At 69.7% G+C, this 15237-nt stretch carries 16 protein-coding genes; 9 read left to right on the top strand and 7 right to left on the bottom strand.

Annotated elements, in window-relative coordinates:
- Nucleotides 1–37 precede the first annotated feature (37 nt).
- The 4 genes from ACSFA0_RS07085 (at nt 38) to ACSFA0_RS07100 (ending at nt 4667) form a co-directional block, all read left to right on the top strand.
- Nucleotides 38–940: a LysR family transcriptional regulator gene (locus tag ACSFA0_RS07085; protein ID WP_435449500.1), complete on the top strand. Its 903-nt coding sequence runs from the start codon at nt 38–40 to the stop codon at nt 938–940.
- 34 nt (nt 941–974) lie between these two features.
- A complete protein-coding gene (locus tag ACSFA0_RS07090; RefSeq protein WP_435449501.1) occupies nt 975–1331 on the top strand; it encodes a DUF2946 family protein in 357 nt (118 codons plus the stop codon).
- A gap of 97 nt (nt 1332–1428) precedes the next feature.
- The gene (locus tag ACSFA0_RS07095) at nt 1429–3762 is read left to right on the top strand and encodes a TonB-dependent receptor (RefSeq protein ID WP_435449502.1); all 2334 of its coding nucleotides are present in this window, start codon (nt 1429–1431) and stop codon (nt 3760–3762) included.
- Between the two features lie 26 nt (nt 3763–3788).
- Nucleotides 3789–4667: a copper chaperone PCu(A)C domain-containing protein gene (locus ACSFA0_RS07100; RefSeq protein WP_435449503.1), complete on the top strand. Its 879-nt coding sequence runs from the start codon at nt 3789–3791 to the stop codon at nt 4665–4667.
- 6 nt (nt 4668–4673) lie between these two features.
- On the opposite strand, the gene ACSFA0_RS07105 is transcribed toward ACSFA0_RS07100, so the two are convergent.
- Nucleotides 4674–5891, bottom strand: coding sequence for a D-amino acid dehydrogenase (locus ACSFA0_RS07105; RefSeq protein WP_435449504.1), 1218 nt, complete (start codon nt 5889–5891; stop codon nt 4674–4676).
- Nucleotides 5892–6113: 222 nt separating this feature from the next.
- On the opposite strand from ACSFA0_RS07105, the gene ACSFA0_RS07110 reads away from it, so the two are divergent.
- The 5 genes from ACSFA0_RS07110 to ACSFA0_RS07130 all read left to right on the top strand — a co-directional run bounded on the left by ACSFA0_RS07110 (nt 6114) and on the right by ACSFA0_RS07130 (nt 10103).
- Nucleotides 6114–6992, top strand: coding sequence for a transporter substrate-binding domain-containing protein (locus ACSFA0_RS07110; RefSeq protein ID WP_435449505.1), 879 nt, complete (start codon nt 6114–6116; stop codon nt 6990–6992).
- Nucleotides 6993–7005: 13 nt separating this feature from the next.
- Nucleotides 7006–7776, top strand: coding sequence for an aspartate/glutamate racemase family protein (locus ACSFA0_RS07115; RefSeq protein WP_435449506.1), 771 nt, complete (start codon nt 7006–7008; stop codon nt 7774–7776).
- Nucleotides 7777–7844: 68 nt separating this feature from the next.
- On the top strand, nt 7845–8756 hold the full coding sequence (locus ACSFA0_RS07120; RefSeq protein ID WP_435449507.1) for a dienelactone hydrolase family protein: 912 nt from the start codon (nt 7845–7847) through the stop codon (nt 8754–8756).
- Between the two features lie 108 nt (nt 8757–8864).
- Nucleotides 8865–9737: a ZIP family metal transporter gene (locus ACSFA0_RS07125; protein WP_435449508.1), complete on the top strand. Its 873-nt coding sequence runs from the start codon at nt 8865–8867 to the stop codon at nt 9735–9737.
- A 123-nt stretch (nt 9738–9860) separates the two neighbouring features.
- Nucleotides 9861–10103, top strand: a complete 243-nt coding sequence (locus tag ACSFA0_RS07130) for a hypothetical protein (RefSeq protein WP_435449509.1) — start codon at nt 9861–9863, stop codon at nt 10101–10103.
- 43 nt (nt 10104–10146) lie between these two features.
- Here the strand turns inward: ACSFA0_RS07130 and ACSFA0_RS07135 are convergent, their stop codons facing one another.
- Genes ACSFA0_RS07135 through ACSFA0_RS07160 form a run of 6 tightly spaced genes read right to left on the bottom strand, consistent with a single transcriptional unit; the run spans nt 10147 to nt 15128 of the window.
- Entirely contained in the window at nt 10147–10713 is a 567-nt protein-coding gene (locus ACSFA0_RS07135; RefSeq protein WP_435449510.1) for a DUF3299 domain-containing protein, read from the bottom strand.
- Between the two features lie 41 nt (nt 10714–10754).
- The gene (locus ACSFA0_RS07140) at nt 10755–12017 is read right to left on the bottom strand and encodes an ABC transporter permease (protein WP_435449511.1); all 1263 of its coding nucleotides are present in this window, start codon (nt 12015–12017) and stop codon (nt 10755–10757) included.
- The gene (locus ACSFA0_RS07145) at nt 12014–12712 is read right to left on the bottom strand and encodes an ABC transporter ATP-binding protein (RefSeq protein WP_435449512.1); all 699 of its coding nucleotides are present in this window, start codon (nt 12710–12712) and stop codon (nt 12014–12016) included. Before ACSFA0_RS07145 ends, ACSFA0_RS07140 begins: the two co-directional genes overlap by 4 nt.
- A 7-nt stretch (nt 12713–12719) precedes the next feature.
- Nucleotides 12720–13265 (bottom strand): DUF2796 domain-containing protein, encoded by a 546-nt coding sequence (locus ACSFA0_RS07150; protein WP_435449513.1) that lies wholly within the window; start codon nt 13263–13265, stop codon nt 12720–12722.
- Nucleotides 13262–14170 (bottom strand): sulfurtransferase, encoded by a 909-nt coding sequence (locus ACSFA0_RS07155; protein WP_435449514.1) that lies wholly within the window; start codon nt 14168–14170, stop codon nt 13262–13264. Before ACSFA0_RS07155 ends, ACSFA0_RS07150 begins: the two co-directional genes overlap by 4 nt.
- Before the next feature lie 25 nt (nt 14171–14195).
- Nucleotides 14196–15128 (bottom strand): DMT family transporter, encoded by a 933-nt coding sequence (locus ACSFA0_RS07160; RefSeq protein WP_435449515.1) that lies wholly within the window; start codon nt 15126–15128, stop codon nt 14196–14198.
- Nucleotides 15129–15237 lie beyond the last annotated feature (109 nt).

A 15237-nucleotide genomic window follows, 5' to 3' on the forward strand; every position in this document is an offset into this window, starting at 1 on the left:
GTGCCCGGATTTCCCCACCTGATCGTCGTCCTCCAGCATGCGCCTGCGCCACATCGAAGTCTTCAACGCCATCATGCTCACCGGCAGCGTGAGCGCGGCGGCGCGGCTCATCAACATCACGCAGCCGGCCGTCAGCCGCACGCTGCAGCACGCGGAGCTGCAGCTTGGCTTCTCGCTCTTCGCGCGCACCAAGGGCCGGCTCACGCCGACCACCGAGGCGCTCACGTTGTACCCGCACATCGAGCGACTGTTCGCGCAGCTCGACGAGGTGCAGCGGCTCGCGACCAACCTGCGTTCGTCCGGCGCGGCGGGTGAGTTGCGCATCCTCACCGTGCTGGCGCTCAGCTACGAGGTGCTGCCGCGCGCGCTCAAGGCCTTTCGCGAGAAGCACCCGGGCGTGGCGGTCATCGTCGAATCGCTGCACTCGCCGCAGATCATGTCGGCGCTGCTTTCGCAGCAGGCCGACGTGGGCTTCGCCTTCAGCCCGGCGGTGCATCCGTCGCTGCTGCAGGAGTCGATCGCCGACAGTCGCATGGTCTGCATCGCGCCCAAGGGCCTGCTGCCGCGCGCATTGGTGCGCAACGGCTCCGTGGCTCTGCACGACCTGGTCGATGTGCCGGTGGTCGGGCTCGACGGGCGCGACCCGGTGGGCACCAGCCTCAGCCAGGCCTGCCGACAGGCGGGTGTCGGCTTCCACCGCGCGGTGGTCACCGTGCAGACCTACCACGCGGCACTCGCGATGGCGCACCACGGGCTCGGCGTGGCGCTGGTCGATGGCTGCACTGCGGGCTCGGCCGACCGTGCCAAGGTCGACGTGCTGGCGCTGGAACCGCACATCCCGGTGCCGGTGCGCGCCCTGCGGCTGTCGGGGCGGCCCGATTCGGTGGCGGTGCGCGCGATCACGCAGGCGATGCGGGAAGCGATCGAAGCGATGGCCTGAGCGCCGGTCGAGCCAGCCCGCATAATCCGCTCCCATGTCCACCCTGCGCCACCTCACCATCCTGCACCGCTGCGTGCTGGCGTGGTTCCTGTTGTCGCTGGGCGTGGCCGTGGCCGCGCCGGTGGTGCATCCGCAGGCGATGGAACTCGTGTGCTCCTCGGCCGGCGCGATCAAGGTGATCGTGCAGACCGACGACGGCGCGCAGGAGCTGGCCCCGAGCCACATGGACTGCCCGCTGTGCGTGCTGACCGGCGCACCGCCGCCCACCGTCGGCTTCACGCTGCCGACCCCGTTGCCGCTCGCACGGGCGGTTCAGTCGATCCCCGCGGCGCGGATCGCCGCCGCCACCGCCGCGCCGCTGCCGGCGCGCGGGCCGCCTTCTCTCCTCTGACCCTGCATTCGACGGTGTAGCGCAACGCCCGCACGACGGAGCGTTGTCGCACACCTTTCGCATCGAGGCGGCACCGCGCGTGCCGAGGAGAATCTTCTTGAAGAAACGTGTTCTTTCGCTGGCGCTCGGCGCCGCATTTCCCTGGCTGGCCCTGGCGCAGCCGTCCGCATCCACCGAACCGGCGACCGATGCCGACGGCGCGCCCGCGCGCAGCCGCTCGCTCGGCGTGGTCACTGTCACGGGTGGGCAGCCCACGTCGCTGCCGACCCAGATTCCCACCACCATCGAGGGCGTGACGCGCGAGGAGATCGAGACGCGCATCAACGCCACCGACAGCGAGGACGCGCTGAAGTACCTGCCGAGCCTCTTGGTGCGCAAGCGCTACATCGGCGACTACAACCACGCCATCCTGTCGACGCGCGCCTCGGGCACGGGCAACAGCGCGCGCTCGGCGGTGTATGCCGACGGCATCCTGCTGTCGAACTATCTGGGCAACGGCATCGCCAACGGCAGCAACTTCGCGCCACGCTGGGGCCTGGTCACGCCCGAGGAGATCGAGCGGGTCGACGTGATGTACGGGCCGTTCTCCGCCGCCTACCCGGGCAACTCGGCGGGCGCCGTGGTCGACTTCGTCACGCGCATGCCGACGCAGCTCGAAGCCCATGTGAAGGCCGGCTACTCGTCGCAGCCCAACGACCTGTACAGCACGAACCGCGTGTTCAACAGCTGGCAGACCAGCGCATCGCTGGGCAGCAAGAGCGGCGACTGGTCGTGGTGGATCGACCTGAACCGCACCGACAGTCGAGGCCAGCCGCTGACCTTCGCGACGGCGACCGTGGCCTCGGGCACGCCAGGTTCGGCCGGTGTGCCGGTGACGGGCGCGGTGCGTGGCCTGAACACCACCAACACGCCGTGGGTCATCCTCGGCACCGGCACGCAGTACCACACGGTGCAGGACCACGCGAAGCTCAAGCTGGCCTACGACCTCACGCCGACCGTGCGCGCGACCTACACGCTCGGCGTGTGGCAGAACACCTCGGAAGGGCGCTCGGAGAGCTACCTGAAGAACGCGACCGGCGCGCCGGTCTACAGCGGTCCGGTCAACATCGACGGACGCCGCTACAACCTCGCGTCCACGGCCTTTCCGCTGACGAACGACGCGCAGACGCACGTCATGCACGGCCTGTCGGTGAAGAGTCACACCAAGGGCGAGTGGGACTGGGAAGTGGCCGCGAGCCTGTACGACTACGCCAAGGACCAGCAGCGCGCCGCCACCACCGCGTTGCCGCTGGCCGCGACGGGCGGCGCCGGCACGTTGCAGGACCAGGACGGCACCGGCTGGAACACGTTGGCCGCCAAGGGCACCTGGCGGCCGCAGGGCGTGGGCGGCGCGCACATCGTCGACTTCGGCATCGGCCGCGACGCGTACAAGCTGTCCATCCGCAAGACCAACGTTGCCGGCACCTGGCTCGACGGTGCGCCTTCGACGCTCGTGAGCGACGTGGGCGGCCGCAGCGAGACGGCCCACCTGTGGCTGCAGGACGCGTGGGCCTTCGCGCCGAAGTGGAAGGCGGTGCTCGGCCTGCGCTACGAAGACTGGCGCGCCAGTGACGGCACCACGTCGACGGCGACCAGCACGCTGCGCTACGCCGACCGCAGCGAATCCGACGTGTCGCCGAAGGCCGCGCTGGCGTACCAGCTGGCCCGCGCGACGGTGCTCAAGGGCTCGGTCGGCCGGTCGGTGCGCTACCCGACGGTCGGCGAGCTGTACGGCGCGACCTCGGGCGGTGCGCTGTCCTTCATCAACGACCCGACGCTCGCGCCGGAGAAGTCGTGGACCGGCGAGCTCTCGCTGGAGCAGGACCTGGGCAACGGGCTCGCGCGCGCCACGCTGTTCCACGAGACGACGAAGGACGCGCTGTTCAGCCAGCTCGTGCTCAACTCGACGGTCTCGCGCGTGCAGAACGTCGACAAGGTGCGCACCAACGGCATCGAGCTGGCCTACACCGGCCAGAACGTCGCGCAGGGTGTGGGGCTGCGGGGCCTCGACCTGGGCGCCAGCCTGACCTACGCCGACTCGAAGACCGTGGCCAACGCCGCCTTCCCGGCCAGCGTGGGGAAGTGGCAGCCGCGCGTGCCGCGCTGGCGCTCCACCGTCTACGCCACCTACAAGCCCGATGCGCAATGGGCCTTCACCGTGGCGGCGCGCTACAGCGGCCGGCAGTACTCGAACCTCGACAACAGCGACGTGAACGCCGACGCCTACTTCGGCGCCAGCAAGTACTTCACCGTCGACCTGCGCGTGCGCTATCAGATCGACAAGCAGTGGTCGGCCGCCGTCGGCATCGACAACGCCAACAACGCGCAGTACTGGAACTTCCACCCCTATCCGCAGCGCACCTACACGGCCGAGCTGCGCTTCGATCTCTGAACCCCGATCACCTCCAAGGAACCCGAATGACCCACCGTACGCACCACCTCTCGCGCCTCGCACTCGCCGCGCTGTTCGCCAGCACCGCCGCCGTCGCCCACGTCACCCTGCCACCCGGCGGTGCCACGGCCGGCAGCGACTACGAGGCGGCCTTCCGCGTCGGCCATGCCTGCAAGGACGCCCAGGCCACCACCGGCATCACGGTGCAGCTGCCGGACGGCTTTCGCCTGAGCGACGCGCAGGCGCGCAAGGGCTGGACGTTGACCAGCAACCCGCGCGAGGTGGCGTGGAAGGCCGAGTCGCCAGCGACCGCGCTGCCGGGTGCCGAGCGCGCCGAATTCATCGTGCGCGGCAAGCTCACTGCCACGCCCGGCCCGCTGTACTTCAAGGTGCTGCAGACCTGCGACAAGGGCAGTGCCGACTGGGCGCAGCTGCCCGGCGCCGGTGCCGACAAACCGGCTTTCCCCGCAGCGCGCCTCGACGTGCTTGCCCCCGGCGTCGCCGCGGTCGACGTGCGCGACGCCTGGGTTCGCCCCACGGTGCCGGGGCAGAGCGGCACCGGCGCCTTCATGAAGCTCAACGCCCCCTCGGGCGCGCGGCTGGTCGGCGTGTCGACGCCGGCCTCGGGCGTCGCCGAGGTGCACGAGATGAAGATGGACGGCGACACCATGCGCATGCGGGAGGTGAAGGGGGGCCTGGCGCTGCCGGCGCGCCAGACCGTCGAACTCAAGCCCAGCGGCTACCACGTGATGCTGATGGACCTGAAGCAGCCCCTGGCCAAGGGCGCGACCGTGCCGATGACGCTGCGCTTCGAAGACGCCAAGGGCGCGGCGAGCACGCTCGACGTGCAGGTGCCCGTCGGTGCGCCGGCGGGTGCTGGGGCCCCGGCCGCTCACGCGCACTGAAGCGCGTCACGCGAGCACGTTCACCGCAGCGCCGACGCGTTCGGCGGACCCGAAGGCCAGTGTGAAACCGAGCGCGCCGTGTCCCGTGTTGAAGATCACGTTGCGCGCGGTGCCGGGCCGGTGGCCGATGATCGGCAGCCCGGTGGGCGTGGCCGGGCGCATGCCGCTCCAGGGGTGCAGTTCGTCGTAGCGGTCGAGCTGCGGAAACACCGCGCGTGTGGCGTCCACCAGCGTTGCGATGCGGCCCGGCGGAATGTCGGTGCCGTGGCCGACCAGCTCGGCCATGCCGGCCACGCGCAGGCGGGCGCCGATGCGCGCGAACACCACCTTGCGCGCGCTGTCGGTCACGCTCACGCACGGCGCGGCGCCTGGCGCCTCGTCGACGTCGATCGTGATGCTGTAGCCCTTGAGCGGGTAGACCGGCACGGCCGTGCCCAGCTTGCGTCCGATGGCGTGCGACGCGGTGCCCAGCGCGACGACGAAGGCATCGGCTTCCACCGGTTCGCCATCGGTGCGGAGCGCGGCCACGCGGCCCTGGCGTTCGTCGAAGCCACGCACCTCGGTGCCGAGCACGAAGCGCACGCCGCGCGCGCGCAATGCGCGTTCCAGTTCGCGGCAGACCTTGAGGCAGTCCGCCGCGCATTCGCTCGGCGTGTGCACCGCGCCGGCGATGTGGCCGCGGTAACCGGCCAGCGCGGGTTCCAGCGCGATGCATTCGTCGGCACTCACCACCTGCTGAACGCTTCCCATCGTGCGTTGCAGCTCGACCTGTCGGCGCGCGGCTTCGACGCCCTCGACGTTCTGGTAGAGCACCAGCTTGCCGGTGGCGGAGAAGTCGCAGTCGGGGGCGATGTCGGCGCGCATCGCCTCGAAGGCCACGCGGCTCGACGCCGCGAGCGCCAGCAGCGCGGCCGTGCCTTCGCGCGAGGTCTGCGGGTTGCACGCCGCGAGGAACTCGATGCCCCAGCGCCACTGCAGTGGGTCCAACTGCGGCCGCAGCTTGAGCGGCGAATCGGCGGCCAGCAGCAGCTTGGGCAGCTGCCGCCAGATGGACGGGTCGGCCAGCGGCTGCACGTACGAATAGCTCAGCTGCGCGCCGTTCCCGCCGCTCGCGCCGGCGCCGGGCGTGGCCTTGTCGACCACCGTCACCTGGTGGCCTTCCCGTTGAAGGTGCCAGGCCGTCGCCAGGCCCACGATACCGGCCCCGAGCACACACACGTGCATGAAACTTCCTGTCGATGCTGCAATGCAGCGACTCTAGATCGCGACCCCGGGCGCGGGAAATGCCAAAACCGCGGTCGCCCATAGCCGGAGGGCATGGCCTGCGGGACACATAACTTTTGAACATGACCCTGGGCGCAAAAGGAATGATGGACTTCGGCGAACAAGTTTTTACACTGGCCGCTCCGTCATTCCCCTGTCACCTCTCTCGCCGAAAGGGCTCGCATGAAACTCTCCGTACTGATGGCCGCCGTGCTGCTGACCGCCACCGGCGCCCATGCCGCCGACACGCTGGCCAAGGTCGCCGCGTCGAACAAGATCACGATGGCGTACCGCGAATCGTCCGTGCCCTTCAGCTACCTCGAAGGCCCGGGCAAGCCGATCGGCTTCTCGGTCGAGCTGTCGAACGCCATCGTGGCGGAAGTCAAGAAGAAGCTGAACAAGCCGAACCTGGAGGTGGCCTGGATGTCGGTGACCTCGCAGAACCGCATCCCGCTGCTGTCGAACGGCACCATCGACGTCGAATGCGGCTCGACCACCAACAACACGGCGCGCGCCAAGGACGTGGCCTTCGCCATCAACCATTTCTACACCGGCACGCGCCTGCTGGTGAAGAAGACCTCGGGCATCAAGAACTACGCCGACCTCAAGGGCAAGCAGGTGGCCATCACCACCGGCACGACCAACATGCTGGTGGTGCGCAAGTACAACGAGGAAAAGAAGCTCGACATCGACATCCTCTCGGCCAAGGACCATGCCGACGCGCTGCTGCTGGTCGAGAGCGACCGCGCCGCGGCCTTCGCGATGGACGACATCCTGCTGTTCGGCCTGCGCTCCAACTCCAAGGCCCCGGCCGAGCTCGAAGTGGTGGGCGACTCGCTGCAGGTCGAGCCCTATGCCTGCATGCTGCCCAAGGACGACCCGCAGTTCAAGGCGCTGGTCGACGGCGTGATCACCGGGATGATGAAGTCGGGCGAGTTCGAGAAGCTCTACACCAAGTGGTTCGTCGGCCCGATCCCGCCGAAGAACCTGCCGATCGGCCTGCCGATGAGCCAGGAGCTCAAGGACAACATCAAGTCCCCGTCGGACAAGCCGGCGACCTGATCGGAACGCAGACGTGACGCAGGTGGTCGGCATCCTGGGTGGCATGGGCCCGGCGGCGGGCGCCGACTTCGTGCGGCTCTTCGTCGACGCGTGCGCGCAGCACATGCGCGCTGCGGGCGAGCCGGTGCGCGACCAGGCCTTCCCCGAGCACTGGCTCGCCCAGGTGCCCGTGCCCGATCGCACGGGTGCGCTCGAGCGTGCGGGCGAGGGCGCTCACCAGCCGCTCGAGCCGATGCTGCAGGCGTTGGGCCGGCTGGCGGCGCTGGGCAGCCGCGCCGTCGCCATCGCCTGCAACACGGCGCATGCCTGGCATGCCACGCTGCAGCAGCGCTTTCCGCAGATCGAGGTGCTGCACGTGGCGCGCGAGGTCGCGGCGCACCTCGCATCGCAGGGCGAGACGCGGGTGGCATTGATGGCCACCGAAGGCACCTACCGCGTGCGCCTCTACGAACAGGCGCTGGCCGATGCCGGCCTCGAATGCCACCTGCCGCTGCCCGCCGAACGCGCGCTGGTGATGCGCGGCATCTACGACGGCGTGAAAGCCGGCGACCTGCGACTGGCCGAGGCCAGTTTTTCCGAGGTGGCGCTCGCGCTGTCGCGGCGTCATGGCGATGTCGCCATCGTCATGGGCTGCACCGAAGTGCCGCTGGGCCTGCAGGGCAGCGCGGCGACGCAGGCGCTGAAGCTGGTCGACCCGGCGCGGGTGCTGGCGCGCGCGTTGGCGAGTCGCGCCTACGCGGGGTCATCCCCTCACGGCGCGCCGGGTTTCGTCGGAATCGCCTAGATTGCGGCGTGCGCTCGATCCAGCGCACATCTTCACCGTCAATCATCCGGACGATATCCAGGAGCGCCATGTCTTCTCACAACCATTCCCGAACCGACCTGCAAGCCGATTTCGATTCGCTGCGCCCCGGCGAGAGCACCACCGAGGGCGCCACGCGCCGCACCGCGCTGAAGGCTGCGCTCGGCGCCGGCTACGCGGCGGCCGCGTTGCCCATTGCCGCGCAGACCGCCATCGCCACATCCGCTGACGGCCTCCAGGCCGGCCCGATCAAGTACACCGTCAACGGCTTCGAGGTGCCCGCCTATGCGGCGGCGCCCTCGGGCAAGACCGGCCTGCCGGTGGTGCTGGTCATCCAGGAAATCTTCGGGGTGCACGAGTACATCGCCGACGTCTGCCGCCGCTTCGCGAAGGCGGGCTACCTGGCCATCGCGCCCGAGCTGTACGCGCGCCAGGGCGACCCGCGCAACTACACCGAAATCCCCAAGCTGCAGAGCGAGCTGGTGTCCAAGGTGCCTGACGCACAGGTCATGGCCGACCTCGACGGCGCGCTGCAATACGCGGCGGCCCACGGTGGCGACATCTCGAAGGCAGGCATCACCGGTTTCTGCTGGGGCGGCCGCGTCGTGTGGCTGTACGCCGCCACGGGCAAGGTCAAGGCGGGCGTCGCCTGGTACGGCCGGCTGGTCGGCCAGGCCAGCGAGAACACGCCCCGGCACCCGGTCGACGTCGCCACCCAGCTCAAGGCGCCGGTGCTCGGCCTCTACGGCGGCAAGGACCAGGGTATCCCTCTTGACACGGTTGATAAGATGAAATCAGCCCTGGCCAGCGGATCGGACGCAGCCAAGGCATCGCAATTCGTCGTGTACCCGGAGGCGGGTCATGCGTTCCATGCCGACTACCGGCCGAGCTACCTCAAGGAGGCGGCCGACGACGGTTGGCGCCGGGCCCTGGCCTGGTTCAAGACGCACGGCGTCGCTTAACCCTCGGCACGGCATCGCCTGGCCGGAGGGCGGGCGGCACCCGCCCCGCACACGACGAACCAGCCGCCCTTCGGGGCGGTTTTCGTTGGGGCATTGGAAGAAGCGTTTATGAATCTCTTGATCATCCTGGCGGCCACGCTGGTCGCGGGCATTGGCAGTGTGTGGATTGCGGCCCTGCTGATGCGCCTGGGCGTGCGCAGCACCGGCGGCGTCAATGCGCAGCACCTGTTGAGCCTGGCCGCCGGCGCGCTGCTCGCCACCGCCTTCATGCACCTGTTACCCGAGGCCTTCGAAAGCGGCATCGAGCCGGCCTGGCTGTTCGGCACGCTGCTGTTCGGCGTGGTCTTCTTCTTCCTGCTCGACAAGGCGGAGCTGTGGCACCACGGGCACGAGCATGGCGACGCGAACGGACATGCCCATGCGCACGACCATGGCCACGCGCACGGCCATTCCCACGCGCCACGCACCGGCGGCTGGGCGGTGCTCACCGGCGACAGCGTGCACTGCTTCGGCGACGGCATCCTGATCGCGTCGGCCTTCATCGCCGATGTCCGCCTGGGGCTGGTGGCTGCGCTGGCGGTGCTGGCCCACGAGGTGCCGCACCACATCGGCGACCTGGTCGTGCTGCGTCAGACCTCGTCGACCTCGAAGATCGCGCTGGTGAAGGTGTCGCTGGCCGGCACCATGACCGCGCTCGGCGGCCTGGTCGGCTGGTGGCTGGTCGACCAACTGCATGGCTGGCTGCCGTACTTCCTGGTGCTGGCGAGCAGCAGCTTCGTCTACGTGGCGCTGGCCGACCTGATCCCGCAACTGCAGAAGCAGCTGCCCGCGCGTCAGACCTTCGCGCAGATCGCCTGGCTGGTCGCCGGCATCGCGCTGGTCACGGGCGTCAGCCGGCTCGCGCACGGCGAGCACGACCATGGCGCGCACGGTGCAGGTGACGCGGCGCACAGCGAGGAAGCGCACGACCACAAACACTGATCGGGGCTTTCACGCAAGTCGGCAGCGAAGGCCCCTTCCGACAGCGGGGCGGCCTGTCGGCTGTTGCGTCGTCGCCGGTTGAGGCGCAGCATCGTCGCCACCACTTTTGTACGGAGCCCGACCATGACCGCAGCCCATCCACAGCGCCTCGAAGCCAAGCCGCCCGTCGACGACGCCGAGGATGTCGACGACGCCCTGAACATCGACGATGTGGAAGCGGACGAGTCCGACGACGACATCGACGACGAGGCGCCCGAGGAGCTGGCCGAAGAGACCGGCATCGACCTCACGGACGCGAGCGAACTGGATGCCGACAACGTGACGGCCGACGAAGAATACGACCGCGTGGTGCAAGCGCCCGACTGAGGACGCTTGTGGCGGCCTGCTTCTTGCGGGGTATTCGGGCGGCCTACTTCGCCGATGCGGGCGCCGTGTACACCGTCACGCTCTGCGCGTCCATGCGGTAGCCCGCGACGCCCATGCCTGAATCGCTGCGTACGGTCTTGAGCGTGCCGATCACCCACACCGCGTCCATCGACCGGAACTTTGCCGCCTTGGCCGGATGCACGTGCAGGATCTGGTTCGCGGGCGGTGGCGGCGTGTGGATGCAGGCACCGAAGTACGGCACCAGCAGGAACTCGGTGATCTCGCCGGCCTTCTTCTGTTCCAGCGGCACGATGTAGCCGGGGATCTTGACCTGCGCGCCGTTCATGGCGGGGTTGGCCGGCGCATTGTCGAAGGCGGCCTGCATCTTCTTCATGAGCGCGGCGGCGCGGGGGTCGCCGTCCTGCAACTGGCCGATGTCGGTGGCGCCGATCTCCTTCATCGGGTCCCAGTCCTTGGGCACCAGGTCGTCCCAGGTGATCTCGCGTGCGGCGCCCAGCTTGGGCAGCGCGGGGTCGGCGGCGAAGGCGAGGCCCATCACCGACGTGCCGATGGCGGCGATCACGAGGCGTCGAAGCGAAGAGGTCGTCATGGTCATTCCTTGTATTCGTCGTGAGCGGCGTGGCGATGACTTCACAGGCGCGGCGAAAGCCCGTCGGCCAGAGACAGGCGGTAGGCGCGCAACGCGGGCAACAGGCTGGCGGCCCAGCCGGCCAGGAGCAGGGCGCCCAGCAGCAGGCCTTCGTTCAGGGTCGGGGCCGAGAGCGCCAGGGTCAGCCCGAAGTGTGCCTGCAGCAACGGCGACAGCAGCGCGATGCCTGCGGCCGCGGCGGCGGCACCGAGCACCACGCCGGCCAGCGTGACCAGCGCGCCTTCGAGGGCCAGCAGCGCGAGCACATGGCGCAGCATCGCGCCGGCGGCGCGCAGCACGGCGAGTTCGCGGCGGCGCTGGTCGAGGCCGGCGAGCACCACCGCCACCAAGCCGGCCAGGCTCACCAGCGCGACCAGGGCCGACATCAGCAGCAGCGCGTTCTCGCCGACGCCGATCACGTCCCACAGCTCGTCGAGCGCGACGCCGGGCAGCACCGCCATCAGCGGCTCGCCGCCGTAGGTCGACACCCAGCGCTGCACGTCGAACACGGCCGCGCGGTTCTTCAGGCCGACCAGCGCGGCCGTCACGGTCTTCGGCGTGAGGTCCATCTCGCCCAGCTTCGCCACCGGCACGCGCAGACCCGGCATCGGCGCCCCGCCGCGCCAGTCGAGGTGGATCGCCTCCATGGCCTGCAGGCCGATGTGGACCGTGCGGTCGACTGGGGTGCCGGTGCGCGCCAGGATGCCGACCACGGTGAAAGGCTTGTCGGCATGCTCGGCCACCGTCAGTTCGCCGGTGCCATGCGCGAGTGTGATGCGCTGGCCCACGCGGTAGCCCAGGCGCTCGGCCACATCGGCACCGATCACGGCGTCGAACAGCGCACCGAAGGGCCGGCCTTCGCGCAGCACCAGCGCCTGATGGTCGCCGTAGTGGAAGTGCGTGAAGTAGGCCGGCGTGGTGGCCAGCACCGCGAAGCCGCGGTGCGAATCGCCCAGCGACAGCGGCACGACCCAGTCGACGCCCTCGTGCGCCTGCAGGGCCTGCACGCTCTGCCATGCGATGTTGTTGGTCGCCGAGCCGATGCGGAACACCGAATACAGCAGCAGCTGCGTCGAGCCGGTGCGCGCGCCGACGATCAGGTCGGTGCCCGAGACGGCCGACGAGAAGCTCTCGCGCAACTGCGTGCGGATGCGCTCGACGCCCAGCAGCAGCAGCGTCGACAGCGCGATCGACAGCACCGTCAGCACCAGCGTGAAGCGGCGGTTCCAGGCGCTGCGCCAGGCGATGGAGAAGAGGGCGCTCATGCCGGGTCGCCCTGCGCGCGGTTGATGTCCGGCAGGCTCAGCTCTCGTGCGAAGCGGGCGGCCAGGCGGCGGTCGTGGCTCACGAAGACCAGCGCGCTGTGGTGCGTGGCGCAGGCGGCCAGCAGCACGTCGAGGAAGGCGTCGCGGTGCGCCTCGTCGAGCGCCGAGGTCGGCTCGTCGGCGATCACCAGTTCGGGCCGGCCGATGAGCGCGCGCGCCGCGGCCACGCGCTGCTGCTGGCCGACCGACAGCGTCATCGCCGGGCGGCGCCATAGCGCAGGTTCGAGCCCCATGCCGTCGAGCAATGCCTCGGCTTGTGCGCGCGCCGAGCTTTCTTGCGCGGCCTGCATGCGGCGGCGCGGCGAGAAGCGACAGGGCAGCAGCACGTTGTCGAGCACGCTCAGGTACGGCAGCAGGTTGAACTGCTGGAAGATGTAGCCGACATGCGCGACGCGGCAGCGGTCACGTGAGGCGCCCGACAGCGAGGCCCAGTCGTGCCCCAGCAGCGTCACGCGGCCGGCGTCGGCCACCAGCACGCCGGCCATCAGCGACAGCAGCGTGCTCTTGCCGCAGCCGCTCGGGCCGTGCAGGAAAATCGTCTCGCCAGCCGCGACGTGCAGCCGCTCGATGTCGATGCAGGGCGCGGCACCCGGCCAGCCGAAGCGCAGAGCCTCGATCGAAAGAACGGTGGTCACGCCCGCTTCACTTGCCCCACGCGATGCGCGCGTTGGGCCGCTTGAGCGTGCGCTTGAACTGGCCTTGTGGCGCGGCGATCTGCACGTCGATCTGGCGTGGGCCCTTGAAGGCGGTGAACAGGCCGACGTCGATGAACTTCGTGGCGGCCGCGCTGGCGCAGTTGAAGGCGAAGGTCGCGTCCAGGTCGGCATGGCCGGCAGCGGCGGCGCCCGCGGGTGCTGTGCCCAGGCCCAGCACCGGTGCGCGCAACTCGACCGGGCCCAGCTTGCAGTTGCCGGCCGGGTCGATGGCGAAGAGCGTGTCGGCGGCGCGCAGCCTGGCCACGGCGTCATCGACGGCCTTCTTCTCGTCGGCGTTGCGCGGTGCGCGCTCGAAGCCGACGAAGTTGTCGAGCGGGGCCTCCATCGTGATGACGACCGTCGGGCCGTCGACCACGACGTCGAGCTCGATCTGGCCATGCACATGGGCGTGCTGCGATTGCGCCTGCAGCGCGAAGGGGGCCGCGACCAGCGCGGCGGAAGCGAGAAGACGGAAGAAGCGTCCGCACATCATGGTTCTGCGCCTTGCCGGGTCGGCAGCCCCGGCGTGTTGCTCCATTCGCTCCAGCTGCCGGCATAGAGCGCGGTCGGCCCGAGGCCCGCGATTTCCATGGCGAGCAGGTTCGGCACGGCGCTCACGCCGCTGCCGCACTGGTGGACGACCGTCGAGGGATCGCGCCCGGCCAGCAGCGTTTCGAACTCGGCGCGCAGTTGCGCCGCCGGCTTGAACTTGCCGTCCGGGCCGATGTTCTCGGCGAAGGGGCGGTTCAGCGCCCCCGGAATGTGACCGGCGATCGGGTCCAGAGGTTCCACCTCGCCGCGATAACGGGCACCGGCCCGTGCATCGATCAGCGTCTGGTCAGCCTGGCCCAGGTGCGCGGCGACCTCGCCCGTCACGCGCAACGCAGCCCGCGGCGCCGAGGGCACGAAGTTGGACTGGAAATGCGCGGGCTCGTCGCCGTGCGCCACCGCGCCGCCAGCGGCCTGCCAAGCCTGCAGACCGCCGTCGAGCACGGCCACCGCCTCGTGGCCCATCCACTTCAACATCCACCAGAGGCGGCCACAGTAGTTGGCGCCGTTGCGGTCGTAGACCACGGCCTGCATGTCGTTGCGAAAGCCCACGCTCGACAGCCAGGTCGCGAACTTCTCGCGGCTGGGCAGCGGATGGCGGCCGCCCGACGCAGGCTCGCCGTCTTCGTGCGCCACGACCACGGCGCCGTGCTTGCCGGGGCGGCCGTGCGCGGCGCTCAGGTCGGTGTCGAGGTTGGCATACACCGCACCGGTGATGTGCAGGTCACGGTACTGCGTGGCGCCGGCGTCGGGCTGCATCAAGTCGAAGCTGCAGTCGAACACCATCAGCGGTGTGCCGCTATCGCGCAGCGCCTGGAGTTGCTCGGAAGAGATCAGGGTGCTGTACATGCGGGTGTCCTTTGAAGGAAGAAAGTCAGTGTTCTTCGGCGGGCGCCTTGGGCAAGGAGCGCTGCCGCAGGAAGGTGGCGGCGATGCCGCTGCCGATGATCAGGGCCATGCCGGCCCAGCCGAGCGCGTCGATGCGGTCGCCGAACAGCACCACGCCATAGAACGCGGCGAACACGATGCCCGAGTACTGCAGGTTGGCGACCAGCAGCGTGCCGCTTTCCGATTTGGCGGTGGCGTAGGCGCGGGTCATGCACAACTGGCCGCCGGCGGCCAGCACACCGACCGGCAGCAGCCAGATGGCGTGCGCGAAAGTCCATTCCGAAAACGGCGTGAAGCCCTCGATCGCGGCCACCAGCCCGCCCGCCACGGCGGAGCCGACAGCGAAATAGAAGACGGTGCGCGCTTCGGGCTCGCCGGCACGCGACAGCGCCACGACCTGCATGTACGCGAAGGCGGCCGTCAGACCCGACAGCAGCCCCATCAGGCCGGCGAAGCCCTGGTCGCCGCCGACGCTGGGCTTGAGCATCAGCACCACGCCCGCGAAACCTGCGAGCACGGTCAGGATGAGCGGGCCTTGCAGGGGCGGCCGCGCGATCTTGCCGTCGCGTCCGGGCACCGGCACCCACGCCAGCAGCGCGCCGCCGACCAGGAAGGCCGCGATCCACACGCTGCTCATGTAGTTGAGGGTGACCGCGGTTGCCAGCGGCAGGTGTGCGATCGCATAGAACCAGGCCCCGAGCGAGACGACGCCGATCAGGCTGCGCCAGGCGTGCATGCCCGGGTAGCGCGTGCCGAGCGACACGCCAAGGTTGCGCGCCAGGAGCCACAGGAAAACGATGCCGATCAGGCCCCGGTAGAACACCAGCTCGGCACTGGTGAACCAGACCGAGGCGATCTTCACGCACAGGCCCATCGTCGCGAACAGGAGTGCGCCCAGCACCATCCACAAAGCTTGCATCGTTGTCGGTCGACGCGCGTCAGCAGCGTTCTGTATCCGTCGTGGAACACCGCGGAACAGGCTTCGCCTGGCCGCTGGTGTTGCCCCCGGTAGGGGGTGGAAGTCGTGA

The sequence above is a fragment of the Variovorax restrictus genome (genome assembly GCF_051216715.1).
GTDB lineage: Bacteria > Pseudomonadota > Gammaproteobacteria > Burkholderiales > Burkholderiaceae_C > Variovorax.